At 56.4% G+C, this 12,390-nt stretch carries 14 protein-coding genes; 5 read left to right on the plus strand and 9 right to left on the minus strand.

Features of this window, described 5'->3' with window-relative positions; translation table 11 throughout:
* Positions 1-217 precede the first annotated feature (217 nt).
* The gene (locus LQ945_RS10935; RefSeq protein ID WP_044553778.1) at positions 218-1,270 is read left to right on the plus strand and encodes an NAD(P)-dependent alcohol dehydrogenase; all 1,053 of its coding nucleotides are present in this window, start codon (positions 218-220) and stop codon (positions 1,268-1,270) included.
* A 34-nt stretch (positions 1,271-1,304) separates the two neighbouring features.
* On the opposite strand, the gene maa is transcribed toward LQ945_RS10935, so the two are convergent.
* From maa to LQ945_RS10960, 5 genes are all read right to left on the minus strand, one after another.
* On the minus strand, positions 1,305-1,862 hold the full coding sequence (gene maa, locus LQ945_RS10940) for a maltose O-acetyltransferase (RefSeq protein WP_044553781.1): 558 nt from the start codon (positions 1,860-1,862) through the stop codon (positions 1,305-1,307).
* Positions 1,863-2,027: 165 nt separating this feature from the next.
* Positions 2,028-2,381 (minus strand): MmcQ/YjbR family DNA-binding protein, encoded by a 354-nt coding sequence (locus LQ945_RS10945; RefSeq protein WP_020837154.1) that lies wholly within the window; start codon positions 2,379-2,381, stop codon positions 2,028-2,030.
* Positions 2,382-2,385: 4 nt separating this feature from the next.
* Positions 2,386-2,802 (minus strand): secondary thiamine-phosphate synthase enzyme YjbQ, encoded by a 417-nt coding sequence (locus tag LQ945_RS10950; protein WP_017894193.1) that lies wholly within the window; start codon positions 2,800-2,802, stop codon positions 2,386-2,388.
* Between the two features lie 126 nt (positions 2,803-2,928).
* Positions 2,929-4,122, minus strand: coding sequence for an amino acid aminotransferase (locus tag LQ945_RS10955; protein ID WP_270102869.1), 1,194 nt, complete (start codon positions 4,120-4,122; stop codon positions 2,929-2,931).
* An 80-nt stretch (positions 4,123-4,202) separates the two neighbouring features.
* Positions 4,203-4,670: an Lrp/AsnC family transcriptional regulator gene (locus tag LQ945_RS10960; protein WP_020837156.1), complete on the minus strand. Its 468-nt coding sequence runs from the start codon at positions 4,668-4,670 to the stop codon at positions 4,203-4,205.
* A gap of 214 nt (positions 4,671-4,884) precedes the next feature.
* Here LQ945_RS10960 and LQ945_RS10965 point away from each other — a divergent pair, with 214 nt between their 5' ends.
* Positions 4,885-5,661, plus strand: coding sequence for a transporter substrate-binding domain-containing protein (locus LQ945_RS10965; protein WP_270102870.1), 777 nt, complete (start codon positions 4,885-4,887; stop codon positions 5,659-5,661).
* 42 nt (positions 5,662-5,703) lie between these two features.
* On the opposite strand, the gene alr is transcribed toward LQ945_RS10965, so the two are convergent.
* Positions 5,704-6,783 carry an alanine racemase gene (gene alr, locus LQ945_RS10970; RefSeq protein WP_262242369.1) on the minus strand — a complete coding sequence of 360 codons (1,080 nt, stop codon included), beginning with the start codon at positions 6,781-6,783 and terminating at the stop codon, positions 5,704-5,706.
* 17 nt (positions 6,784-6,800) lie between these two features.
* Positions 6,801-8,225, minus strand: a complete 1,425-nt coding sequence (gene dnaB / locus LQ945_RS10975; protein ID WP_020837159.1) for a replicative DNA helicase — start codon at positions 8,223-8,225, stop codon at positions 6,801-6,803.
* Between the two features lie 180 nt (positions 8,226-8,405).
* Between dnaB and LQ945_RS10980 the strand changes: the two genes are divergently transcribed.
* Together LQ945_RS10980 and LQ945_RS10985 are read left to right on the plus strand one after the other, a co-directional pair.
* Positions 8,406-9,395 (plus strand): quinone oxidoreductase, encoded by a 990-nt coding sequence (locus tag LQ945_RS10980; protein WP_270102871.1) that lies wholly within the window; start codon positions 8,406-8,408, stop codon positions 9,393-9,395.
* Positions 9,396-9,513: 118 nt separating this feature from the next.
* Positions 9,514-9,930 carry a lysozyme inhibitor LprI family protein gene (locus LQ945_RS10985; RefSeq protein ID WP_044553792.1) on the plus strand — a complete coding sequence of 139 codons (417 nt, stop codon included), beginning with the start codon at positions 9,514-9,516 and terminating at the stop codon, positions 9,928-9,930.
* A gap of 313 nt (positions 9,931-10,243) precedes the next feature.
* Here the strand turns inward: LQ945_RS10985 and pspG are convergent, their stop codons facing one another.
* Both pspG and dusA read right to left on the minus strand, forming a co-directional pair.
* Entirely contained in the window at positions 10,244-10,462 is a 219-nt protein-coding gene (gene pspG, locus LQ945_RS10990) for an envelope stress response protein PspG (RefSeq protein ID WP_269934075.1), read from the minus strand.
* Between the two features lie 159 nt (positions 10,463-10,621).
* Complete coding sequence (gene dusA, locus LQ945_RS10995) at positions 10,622-11,632, minus strand: tRNA dihydrouridine(20/20a) synthase DusA (protein ID WP_270102872.1); 1,011 nt, start codon at positions 11,630-11,632, stop codon at positions 10,622-10,624.
* Between the two features lie 205 nt (positions 11,633-11,837).
* Between dusA and LQ945_RS11000 the strand changes: the two genes are divergently transcribed.
* Positions 11,838-12,371, plus strand: coding sequence for a tetratricopeptide repeat protein (locus LQ945_RS11000; RefSeq protein ID WP_044553796.1), 534 nt, complete (start codon positions 11,838-11,840; stop codon positions 12,369-12,371).
* Positions 12,372-12,390: the final 19 nt, after the last annotated feature.

The raw sequence follows: 12,390 nt of genomic DNA on the forward strand, positions 1-12,390 counted from the left end.
CCAGGCGGGCCGTTCCTGTAGCGGCCCGCACGCTTATCCGTTTCGGTCAAATTGAACAGAAACAGGCAAGATTTAGACATTTTCAGGCATTTCCCTCCCCGCTCCCAACTTTTATCATCAATGTTCCCTCTGTGGCACTTTGCCGTACTCAGGCCACGTCCACCGGCACCCTGCTGCCGGAAGCCGTTCCCCCCATACACTGATGACTGGAGTTACCATGAACATTACGCACGCCTATGCCGCGCATGACGCCAAATCAGCGTTAGTTCCTTTTGATTACACGCCGCGCACCTTGCGCGACCACGATGTGCAAATCAAGGTTCTGTTCTGTGGCGTCTGCCATTCGGATTTGCACCAGGCCCGCAACGAATGGAGCAACACCCTTTTTCCGGTGGTACCCGGCCACGAAATTGTGGGGCGTGTGAGCGCCGTCGGCAACCATGTGTCACGCTATCAGGTCGGCGATTTGGTCGGCGTGGGCTGCATGGTGGACTCCTGCCGCAGCTGTCCGAGCTGCGACGAGGGTCTGGAGCAATATTGTGAAAATGGGTTTACCGGCACCTATAACGGTGAGGATCGACAAACCGGCGCCACCACCTATGGCGGCTACTCCACCGATATGGTGGTAGATCAGGACTTTGTTTTGCGCGTACCGGAAAACCTCGATCCTGCCGGTGTCGCCCCCTTGCTGTGCGCCGGTATCACCACCTATTCCCCGCTGCGTCAATGGGGTGCCGGTCCGGGTAAAAAGGTGGGCATCGTCGGTCTCGGCGGGCTGGGGCACATGGGCGTTAAACTGGCTCGGGCGATGGGAGCGCATGTGGTGCTGTTCACGACTTCAGCGTCCAAAGTCGAAGATGCCAAACGCCTTGGCGCTCACGAAGTGGTGATCTCACGCAATCCAGAAGAGATGGCGCAGCACACCAACAGTTTCGATTTTATTCTTAACACGGTGGCGGCCCAGCACGACTTGAACCCGTTCCTCAATCTGCTGCGCCGTGACGGCACCCTGACGCTGGTTGGCGCACCGGAGCACGACCATCCGTCACCGCAGGTGTTCAACCTGATCATGAAGCGTCGCCGCATCGCCGGTTCACTGATTGGCGGCATTGCAGAAACCCAGGAGATGCTGGATTTCTGCGGTCAACACGGCATTACCTCGGATATCGAACTGATCCCGATGCAGCAGATCAATGAAGCCTTCGAGCGGATGCTGAAAAGCGACGTGAAATATCGCTTCGTGGTGGATATCGACTCTTTGCGAGCCTAAGCATCTCGGGCGCCCGCAGCGGCGCCCAATTTTCTTACAACTGCTTTATCACTCGCGCCGGATTGCCGCCAACCACGCAGTTAGCGGGCACATCCTTGGTCACCACCGCACCGGAGGCCACCACCACGTTATCCCCCAGCGTCACGCCGGGATTAATCACCGCACGGCCGCCAATCCACACATTATTGCCAATGCGCACCGGTTTGCCGAACTCCGCCCCGCCCACGCGGGTTTCCGCATCCAGCGGATGGGTGGCGGTATAAATATGCACTCCCGGCGCCAGCAGGCAGTTATCGCCGATATGCACTTCGCATACGTCGAGGATCACGCAGTCAAAATTGGCGTAGAAATTCTTCCCCAGATAGATGTTGTAGCCGTAATCACAGCGAAACGTCGGTTCGATGGTGCCCCCCTGATACTGGCCCAACAGCTCTGCCAATCCCTGTTTACGCAGGTCGCCCTCATCCGGTGACGAATGGTTGTAACGGTGGATCAATTGGCGTGCGCGCTTGCGCTCGCTGCGCAGCAGTTCGTCGCCGGCGTCATACAATTCACCGGCAATCATTTTGCGTTTTTCTTCACTCATCGCCATCTCGCGGCATCCTTTGGTGGTTCGGTTATAGATTAAAAAGCCTAGTCTTTCCTGATTAACAATAAAAAGGGAACGTTCCCAATCTCGAATCGCGATCACAGTTTGGCGGGAAAAAAGAAGAAATAAACGAAGGGCTCAGGCAGGCGCTACACCTGCCGTTTATGGCTAGGCGCGCAGCTCCTGGCGAACGTGGTCGGGTAAACCTTCCAGCACCAGCTGATAAGAGCTGTCGATCAACGTATAAAATTGCGAGTTCGGCAGGTTGCCATCGAGAAACACCGTATTCCAGTGCGCCTTGTTCAGGCCCACGCAGGGGACGATCTCCGGGTGATGCTCACGCAGGCTTTCCGCCAGCTCCGGGCTGGATTTTACCGCCAGCGCAGGTCGTCCTTGTACTTCACACACCATGGCGAACATGACGTCGCCGACCTTGATCTGGCTGGCCTGCCACTGGTTCTGGTCGCTCTGTTCCGCGCCCGGCTTCGCCATGCAGTATTCCAGCAGTGCTGTGTTATTCATTGGGTTATTCCCCCTGTAAAGTGGCCACAACCCGACGTGAACCGCCGTGGATGCGGTGCTCCCCCAGCCAAATTCCCTGCCATGTGCCCAACATCAGCCGCCCGTGACCGACAGGCAGCGTCAGCGACGTGCCCAACAGAGAGGATTTGATGTGCGCCGGCATGTCGTCCGGCCCTTCATAGTCGTGCTGATAGGGTGCGTTCTCTGGCACCTGACGCAGGAAATGCTGCTCCATGTCGGCTCGCACCGTTGGATCGCAATTCTCGTTCAGCGTCAGCGAGGCCGAGGTATGCTGCAACAACAGATGCAGCAGGCCAGTTTGCAGGCGGTGTAAGTGGGTTAGCTGGTCAGTAATCTCTTCGGTAACCAGATGAAAACCACGCGCTTTTGCGCTGAGGATTAGCGTTTGCTGATGCCACATAAGTGAGCGCCCCTCAATCAGTATATTCTCTCTCCAGTTTGCGGCAACCCTGGCGGCAAACCGACAACAAAAAAGGAGCGATATCGCTATCGCTCCCTGGCTAACGTCAGTTTACCCTAACAGCTTTTACTGCACGGCGGCAAACGCCTCGGCCACCTGATGCACGTTGTGGTGGTTCAGGCCAGCCATGCAAACGCGTCCGCTGTGGATCAGGTACACGCCAAACTCGTCACGCAGGCGATCGACCTGTGCGGCGCTAAAGCCGGTGTAGCTGAACATGCCGCGCTGGGCGAGCAGATAATCGAAGTTCCGCTGCGGCAGGGCGATTTTCAGCGCTTCCACCAGCGTCTTGCGCATCTCGAGGATGCGGGTGCGCATGGTTTCCACTTCGGCCAGCCACTGGGCTTTCAGTTGCGTGTCGTTCAGCACCTTCGCCACCACCTGCGCACCGAAGTTCGGCGGGCTGGAGTAGTTACGGCGCACAGTGGCCTTCAGTTGCCCCAACACGCGCCCGGCGGCTTCTTCGCTTTCACACACCACCGACAGGCCGCCGACGCGTTCGCCGTACAGCGAGAAAATTTTCGAGAAGGAATTGCTCACCAGGCATGGCAGACCGGCCGCGGCAATAGTGCGGATAGCGTAGGCGTCATCGGCAATGCCGCCGCCGAAGCCCTGATAAGCGATATCGAGGAACGGGATCAGTTCACGCTCGGCGATCACTTTGACCACTTCATCCCACTGAGCCTGGGTCAGGTCGGAACCGGTCGGGTTATGGCAGCACGGGTGCAGCAGCGCGATGCTGTGCTTCGGCAGCTGTTTCAACGCGTCCAGCATGGCGTCAAATTTCACGCCCAGGCTTTCGCTGTCGAAGTACGGATAGGTATTCACCTTGAACCCAGCGCCGCCAAAGATGGCAACGTGGTTTTCCCAGGTCGGATCGCTGACCCACACCTGTGAATCCGGGAAGTAACTTTTCAGGAAGTCGGCACCGACTTTCAGCGCGCCGGAACCGCCCACGGTTTGAATAGTGGCGATGCGCCCTTGTTGCAGCATCGGGTGTTCGGCACCGAACAGCAAATGTTGGATCGCCGTGCGGTAAGGCAGCAGACCTTCCATCGGCAGGTACACCGACGCCCCCTGATCCACGCTGTTCAGTTGCGCTTCTGCCGCAGCCACCGCTTTCATCTGCGGGATAATGCCCTGCTCGTCATAGTAAAGGCCGATACTCAGGTTAACCTTGTGCGCACGTGAGTCTTTTTTGAATTTTTCCATCAGCGACAGGATCGGGTCACCTGCGTAGGCATCAACATTCTGGAACACGGATTATTCTCCTGGATTATGGTGAGTAGGCACAGCGTTACGCTCCTAATATAGACGGAAAAGGCCGTTCAGTTTGAGCTTTATCTCGCAACCGGCAACAAACCATTTTCCTTGATTCGGTTGAGCACCACCGCCGTTTTGATATGCGCCACGCTTTTGTGGCGGGACAGCGTCTGGCTGATCAAATCGTCCAGCGCCGGCAGGTCCGCCACCGCAACCTTCAGCAGATAATCAGCATCGCCGGTGGTTTTGTAGGCGTCAAGAATGGCGTCCACTTCTTCCAGCATCTGGTGGAAACTGTCGATCTGCTCCTGAGCATGGTGGGTCAGACTCACTTCTATCAGGCCAACCAACCCCAGCCCGACGGCCTCCGGTGCCAGTCGCGCGTGGTAACCGCGGATCAGTTGCGCCTGTTCCAGGCTGATGCGCCGCCGCGAACACTGGGATGCAGACAGCCCCACCAGATCGCTCAGCTCCTGATTGGTCAGACGGCCATTGGCCTGTAACAGCGTCAGGATTTTCATATCAAAATCGTCAATGTTGTACATAGCCACCTGTAAACTGTGTTAATAAATGTTGACGTTACAGCCTATCAGTTTTTTGACTGTGGATACCCTTCCAGCACCGAGGTTGTGAAACGCACAGCAGCAATGCCGGACGTTTCCGCCTGCAAATGGCATAAAAAACGGGTAACTCGCGCAAGTCAGCAACAATGAGCGGTTAAATAGCGCATAAAACCACGAATGTATAATAAGGACGCCGATGAAAAGATTTCTCCCTCTCGCACTGCTGGTTGCCGCCGGGAGCGCCAGCGCACAATCGCATTTGGATAAGGTGATACAGCAGGGCACGCTGGAAGTGTGCACCACCGGCGATTACAAACCCTATACCTTCCTGAAAGAAGACGGCAGCTACGAAGGCATCGATATCGCCATGGCGGAATCGCTGGCAAAAAGCCTGGGTGCCAAGGTGAAATGGGTGAAATGGGTGAAAACCAGTTGGAAAACCCTGACGCCGGACTTTGTCGCCGGCAAGTGTGATATCGCCATGGGCGGCATTTCGGTCACGCTACAGCGGCAACGGCAGGTGTTCTTCGCCGCCCCGCTTGATACCGACGGCAAGATCCCTTTGGTGCGCTGCACCGACGTGAAAAAATACCGCACCATTGACCAGATCAATAAAGCGTCCGTGCGCCTGCTTGAGCCGGCGGGCGGAACCAACGAGGCCTTTGTCCACGCCTATCTGCCCAAGGCCAAACTGACGTTGACCCATGATAATTTGGGGATTTTCCAGCAACTGGTCGACAAGAAAGCCGATGTGATGATCACCGACGCCTCTGAGGCGCAGTATCAGCAAAAACGCTATCCGAAGCTGTGCGCGGTCAACCCGAAAAAGCCGATGCAGTATGGCGAAAAGGCTTACATGCTGCCGCGTGACGATTTGAGCTGGAAGCTGTATGTGGATCAGTGGCTGCACCTGGCCAAGGCGACCGGTGAGTATCAAAGCATTATCGATCAGTGGCTGGCAGTGAAGAAGTAACTCAATATAACAGGGGCCGCAGCCTGACGGCCCCTAATGAACCTATTCGCCGATATATTCCATCGCCACGCGCTGCGTCAGCTTGGTAATCAGTTCATAAGCGCTGATGCCAGTGCAGTCGGCGATGCGTTCAACCGGTAACTCCCTCCCCCACAGCACTACCTCATCGCCGACCTTGTCGGTCGCGTTCGGTCCCAGATCGACCGACATCATGTCCATCGACACCCGGCCGACGATCGGCACTTCACGGCCGTTGAGCCACACCGGCGTACCGGAAGGCGCGCTGCGCGGGTAACCGTCACCGTAGCCCATCGCCACCACGCCCAAGCGGGTATCACCTTCGCTGACCCAGGTGCCGCCGTAGCCTACGGACTCGCCGGCCTTGTGCTCTCGCACCGCGATCAGGTTGGACTTCAGCGTCATCGCCGGCTGCAGATCAAACTGGCTGCCGTTGGCGTCCTCCATCGGCGAGACGCCATACAGGATAATGCCTGGGCGTACCCAGTCGTTATGCGCATCCGGCCACAGCAGGGTACCACCGGAGGCGGCAATAGAACGCTGGCCCGGTTTGCCGCGGGCAAACTGTTCAAAGCACTGCATTTGTTTGAGCGTGGCATCGGAGCCCGGCTCATCGGCACGGCTGAAGTGGCTCATGATATTCACCGGCTGCACCACATTACGGCAGGCGCTCAGACGCTGATAAAACGCCTCGGCATGCTCAGGGCGGACCCCCAGACGATGCATGCCGGTATCCAGCTTCATCCACACCGGCACCGGACGCGCCAGCGTGGCCTGCTCCAGCGCTTCAAGCTGTTCGATACTGTGCACGGCGGTTTCGATGTTATTGGCCACCAGCACCGGCAGATCCTCGGCCGAGAAGAAGCCCTCGAGCATCAGGATGGGTTTGACGATGCCACCGGAGCGCAGCTTCAACGCCTCGCCAATGCGCGCCACGCCGTAGCAGTCGGCATCTTGCAGGGTGTGAGCTGTTTCCAGCAGGCCATGTCCATAAGCGTTTGCTTTCACAACGGCAATCAGGCGACTTTGCGGTGCCTGACGGCGTACCTGTTGCAGATTATGTCGCAGAGCGCGGCGGTCGATTACAGCGGTTGCCGCTTTCATTTCAATTCCTTAGCTGATTATTCGTCATCATACTGTGGCCCCGCATAGTTATCGAAGCGCGACCACTGGCCGTTAAAGGTAAGACGTACGGTACCGATTGGGCCGTTACGCTGCTTACCCAGAATAATTTCGGCAATCCCTTTCAGATCGCTGTTCTCGTGATACACCTCATCACGGTAGATGAACATGATCAGGTCGGCATCCTGCTCGATGGAGCCGGACTCACGCAGGTCGGAGTTGACCGGGCGCTTGTCGGCACGCTGCTCCAGGCTTCGGTTCAGCTGCGACAGCGCCACTACCGGTACCTGCAGCTCTTTAGCCAGGGCTTTTAACGAGCGGGAAATCTCGGCAATTTCCAACGTTCGGTTGTCGGAGAGCGACGGCACGCGCATCAACTGCAGGTAGTCGATCATGATCAGGCTGATGCCGTCATGTTCACGGAAAATACGTCTCGCACGGGAGCGCACTTCGGTTGGCGTCAGGCCAGAGGAGTCGTCAATGTACATATTGCGCTTCTCCAGCAGGATACCCATGGTGCTGGAAATTCGCGCCCAGTCCTCATCGTCCAGCTGGCCGGTACGGATACGGGTCTGGTCCACACGCGACAGCGAGGCCAGCATACGCATCATGATCTGGTTGCAGGGCATTTCCAGGCTGAAAATCAGCACGGGTTTGTCCTGCGTCATCGCGGCGTGTTCGCACAGGTTCATGGCGAAGGTGGTTTTGCCCATTGCAGGACGGGCAGCGACGATGATCAGATCCGATTTTTGCAAACCGGCGGTTTTCTTATTGAGATCCTGATAGCCGGTATCCACCCCGGTGACGCCATCGTGCGGCTGCTGATACAGCTGCTCAATACGCGCAACGGTATCTTCCAGGATACGCTCGATACCTTTTGGACCCTCATCTTTGCTGGCGCGGTTTTCCGCGATTTGGAATACCCGCGATTCGGCTAAATCGAGCAAATCTTCACTGCTGCGCCCCTGCGGATCGTAGCCGGCGTCCGCGATCTCATTGGCCACCGAGATCATCTCACGCACTACCGCACGTTCACGCACGATGTCCGCATAAGCGCCGATGTTGGCAGCGCTTGGGGTATTTTTCGATAATTCGGCCAGATAGGCGAAGCCGCCGACGGAGTCCAGTTCGCCCCGCTGCTCCAGCGATTCGGACAGGGTGATCAGATCGATAGGCCGACTCATCTCCAGCAGGCGCTGCATCTCGGTAAAGATCAGGCGGTGCGGGCGGCTGAAGAAATCATTGGAGACCACGCGTTCCGCCACGTTATCCCAGCGTTCGTTATCCAGCATCAAACCGCCCAACACTGACTGCTCAGCCTCCAGCGAATGTGGTGGCATCTTCAGCCCTTCCATCTGGCGATCGCGGGGACGTTCTCTGGCTTCGTCTGCGTTTGTTTTGTTGGTTGGTTTTTTTCCTGCCATGAAGCGTATTCTTAATCCGGTTGCGAATGAAGGATCCTGACGCGAGAGTATACGTGATTTTTATCTGTGATTCCTGCGGCATAACCGATGCAAAAAAGGTATCAATCCGCCCGTGGACAAACTGGATCGCCAATACTAAAACGCGTAGGGTGAAATCAGACACCCACACGAGGTACTGATATGGCCAAGCGCATTCAATTCTCCGCCACCGGCGGCCCCGAAGTGTTGCAATACGTTGATTTTACCCCGCTGGACCCGGCAGCCGGTGAGGTTCAGGTCGAGAACAAGGCGATCGGCATCAACTATATCGACACCTACATACGCAGCGGGTTATACCCGCCCGCCAGCCTGCCAAGCGGGTTGGGCACCGAGGCGGCCGGCGTGGTCACCAAGATCGGCGCGGGCGTCAGCGCGCTGAAGCCGGGTGACCGGGTGGTTTACGCCCAGTCATCGCTTGGTGCTTACAGCGAAGTGCACAACGTTGCGCAGGAAAAGGTGGCCATCCTGCCGCACAATCTGAGTTTCGAGCAAGGGGCAGCCTCATTCCTGAAGGGGTTGACGGTGCATTACCTGCTGCGCCAAACCCATGAAGTGCAGCCGGGTGAAGTATTCCTGTTCCATGCTGCCGCAGGCGGTGTCGGGTTGATTGCCTGCCAGTGGGCCAAAGCGCTCGGGGCGAAGCTGATCGGCAGCGTCGGTTCCGACGAAAAGGCCGAGCTGGCGAAGCGTGCCGGCGCCTGGGCCACCATCAACTACCATAAGGAAGACATCGCCCAGCGCGTCGCCGAACTGACCCAGGGCGAAAAAGTCGGCGTGGTGTATGACTCTGTGGGCCAAAGCACCTGGCAAGCCTCGCTCAATAGTCTGAAGCGACGCGGGCTAATGGTGAGCTTTGGCAACGCCTCCGGCCCGGTTACCGGTGTCGATCTGGCCTTGCTCAACCAGAAAGGCTCTTTGTATGTCACCCGCCCTTCCCTCAATGGCTACATCACCACCCGTGCGGAACTGCAATTTGCCAGCAATGAGTTGTTTTCCTTGATCGGTAGCGGTGCTATCAAGGTCGACGTGAAAGAAGAGCAGAAGTTTGCGCTGGCTGACGCGCAACGTGCGCATCAGGTGCTGGAAAGCCGTAATACCAGCGGCTCAAGCCTGCTGATCCCTGGCCGCTGAGGGGGATAAAAAGATCGGTAAAATTTGGTAGAAAATGCTGTCTGGCATCGTCAGGCTAGGGTAAAGGGAATATGATCATCTGACATTGCATGTTGAACAATAAGGAAATAGCACTGAAATGAAACTGAAAATGCTGGTTGCCGCACTGGTTTTCGCTGCAGCCACAGCGCAGGCCGCGACGCCAAACGCTGAAAAGGACGCATTGATGAAATACCCTTACTCTGCCGCCTATACGCAATGTATGAGCAAACCAGATCTCAATACGCCAAGTATGGCTGCCTGCATTGAAACAGAGTTCAACCTTTGGGATGCACGCCTGAACAAGTCCTACAAGGAAGCGCTCAAGTTTAAGGCGGCCCCAAAAGCCTGGCGTGAGGCACAGCGTAACTGGCTGAAGTTCAAAGACAGCCAATGTCTGGCTCTGGTCGCAGCGCCGCATGGTTCTGGCGATGCATTGGATGCGGGCTCATGCGAACTGAACATGACTATTGAACGCACGTTGCAGCTTGAAAGCGACAACTGGCCAAGATCTTAATATGGCTGGATTATCAGTAACAAAAAGGGCTCCGTGAGGAGCCCTTTTTGTTACTACGTTTGTAGGGGTAGAGCAGAGTCCGCCAGAGACAGTGGGTTGCTTAAGCAACGCTCGTATTGGGTCTTATTGTCTCTTGCGGTGATGAAATCGGTCGCATCGCTGCATCGGCAAACATCCTAACAGCCCCGAGGCGCAAAAAAAATCGCTAATGCGCCGCACCGGCCGTTTAAACCTCAAGCTGTGATCGCTGCCGCATTAAGAACGCATCTGTTGCTCAGTTTTCAGCGTGACCGACTGATTATTCGACAAAAAATTAATAGCGACGTATTGAAGGCTTCTGCATTGAACGGTAGATCCAAACGCCAACCACCGCCAAAATCAGCCACGGCAACAGCTTAATCACCATCGCAAACAAGCCGCCAATCAGCATGAACGCCGCGGCCACCAGCAGCGCCGCGAACACGCCCAGCAGCGAAATGCCCGTCACCATCAGCACGACGACAAAACCGACCAGAAAGAAGAGTTCCAACATGATTTTGCTCCTTCGCAAAACAAAGTATCTGCGGAGGTATTACAAGAAGCGTGCCAACAAGGCGAGAGAACTAAGTGATTGAAATTGAAAAAAAGGCACGCCACATTACGCAGCATGCCTGGTCAAAAACACTAACTGTTAGTCAGATTTTTATCTCTATTACGCCATCTCAGTGCGCGGTAAGCGAACCAGATCCAGCGCCTGCTCGACCACGCGCGCATCGGCCCCTGGCTTGTGGGCATTTGCGCTCAGGTGACGGCGCCACTGGCGAGCACCGGGCACGCCCTGGAACAACCCAAGGATATGGCGGGTGATATGGCCCAAATAGGTGCCCTTTGACAGCTCACGTTCAATGTACGGATACAGCGATTCGATAATCGCTATGCTGTCCATAACTTCGGTCTGACAGCCAAACAGTTCACTGTCGACCCGCGCCAGAATGCCCGGGTTCTGGTAGGCTTCGCGCCCCATCATCACGCCATCAAGATGCTGCAAATGCTGTTTCGCCTCTTCCAGCGTTTTCACTCCACCATTAATCGCCAGAGTGAGCGTCGGGAAATCGCGTTTTAACTGGTACACACGCGGGTAATCCAGCGGCGGCACTTCGCGGTTCTCTTTCGGACTCAGGCCCGACAGCCATGCCTTACGAGCATGAATGGTAAACATGTCGCATTCACCGCGCCCGGCAACGGTGGCGATGAAATCGCACAGAAACTCGTAGCTGTCCTGATCGTCAATACCAATGCGGGTTTTCACCGTCACCGGGATCGACACCACGTCGCGCATCGCCTTGATGCAGTCGGCAACCAGCGTTGCCTGCCCCATCAGGCAGGCACCGAACATGCCGTTTTGCACCCTATCCGACGGGCAACCGACGTTGAGGTTGATCTCGTCATAGCCGCGCTGCTCAGCCAGTTTGGCACAGTGCGCCAGCGCAGCAGGATCGCTGCCGCCCAGCTGCAGCGCCACAGGATGTTCTTCTTCGCTGTAGGCCAGATAGTCGCCCTTGCCGTGGATAATCGCGCCGGTAGTCACCATCTCGGTGTACAGCAAGGTTTCCTTGGTCAGCAGGCGGTGGAAGTAACGGCAATGACGATCGGTCCAGTCGAGCATCGGCGCGATGGAAAAACGATTGGCGGCGTATTTTGGGGCGTTATTGTCTGTCGTCATGCTGGGCTACTGGCTACCTGATTCTGTCTGGGGTTCAACGAACGGCATGCTGCCGCAAACGGCTATTATAACGACAATCGGCGGCGTTGGGAAAACCGCTGTGTCGCCCGATAAAAAAGCAGCGGCAAAAGCGAATAAAAAGAGGCGGTCAGGTGTTCTCTTTGTAAGGCCGCAGCTCTGCGTCCTTCATGATGAGGAAACAACCATGAACAGTTACGTTAAACGCCTGCTGCTGCCAGTCATTGCCGGTTCACTGCTGTTTTCCGGTTCAGCCCTGGCGATGGGCGGCGATGGCAGCGGTCAAACCACGCCAACCTGCCCCAAAGGCCAGATATACGACACGAAAACCAAAACCTGCATGGTGGATAAAAGCAGCATGGTCAGCGACAACGATCGTACGAACTATGCCTATGCGCTGGCCAAAAGTGGCCGCTATCAGGAAGCGCTGGATGTGCTGAATACCCTCAAAGATCCCAACACTGCCGTGGCGCTGAATTACCGCGGCTACGCCACCCGCAAGCTCGGCCGCACCGACGAAGGGATCGGCTACTATTTAAAATCAGTGGCGCTCGATCCGAAATACCCGAAAGTCCGCGAATACCTGGGTGAGGCTTATATGATTAAAGGCCGCCAGGATTTGGCGAAAGAGCAACTCAAGGTGATCCAATCGCTGTGCGGAACCGGTTGTGAAGAGTACCGCGATCTGGCGGCGGCTATCGATCACCACCCTGAATCGTAAAGCCCGGAGGCAAACATCA

This window comes from Serratia liquefaciens (assembly GCF_027594825.1).
Taxonomy (GTDB): domain Bacteria; phylum Pseudomonadota; class Gammaproteobacteria; order Enterobacterales; family Enterobacteriaceae; genus Serratia; species Serratia liquefaciens_A.

Coding starts and splice junctions, on each gene's coding strand:
- LQ945_RS10935 (WP_044553778.1), top strand. CDS start 218: ATGAACATTACGCACGCCTATGCCGCGCATGACGCCAAATCAGCGTTA.
- maa (WP_044553781.1), bottom strand. CDS start 1,862: ATGGCGATGAGTGAAGAAAAACGCAAAATGATTGCCGGTGAATTGTAT.
- LQ945_RS10945 (WP_020837154.1), bottom strand. CDS start 2,381: ATGAATAACACAGCACTGCTGGAATACTGCATGGCGAAGCCGGGCGCG.
- LQ945_RS10950 (WP_017894193.1), bottom strand. CDS start 2,802: ATGTGGCATCAGCAAACGCTAATCCTCAGCGCAAAAGCGCGTGGTTTT.
- LQ945_RS10960 (WP_020837156.1), bottom strand. CDS start 4,670: ATGTACAACATTGACGATTTTGATATGAAAATCCTGACGCTGTTACAG.
- LQ945_RS10965 (WP_270102870.1), top strand. CDS start 4,885: ATGAAAAGATTTCTCCCTCTCGCACTGCTGGTTGCCGCCGGGAGCGCC.
- alr (WP_262242369.1), bottom strand. CDS start 6,783: ATGAAAGCGGCAACCGCTGTAATCGACCGCCGCGCTCTGCGACATAAT.
- dnaB (WP_020837159.1), bottom strand. CDS start 8,225: ATGGCAGGAAAAAAACCAACCAACAAAACAAACGCAGACGAAGCCAGA.
- LQ945_RS10980 (WP_270102871.1), top strand. CDS start 8,406: ATGGCCAAGCGCATTCAATTCTCCGCCACCGGCGGCCCCGAAGTGTTG.
- LQ945_RS10985 (WP_044553792.1), top strand. CDS start 9,514: ATGAAACTGAAAATGCTGGTTGCCGCACTGGTTTTCGCTGCAGCCACA.
- pspG (WP_269934075.1), bottom strand. CDS start 10,462: ATGTTGGAACTCTTCTTTCTGGTCGGTTTTGTCGTCGTGCTGATGGTG.
- dusA (WP_270102872.1), bottom strand. CDS start 11,632: ATGACGACAGACAATAACGCCCCAAAATACGCCGCCAATCGTTTTTCC.
- LQ945_RS11000 (WP_044553796.1), top strand. CDS start 11,838: ATGAACAGTTACGTTAAACGCCTGCTGCTGCCAGTCATTGCCGGTTCA.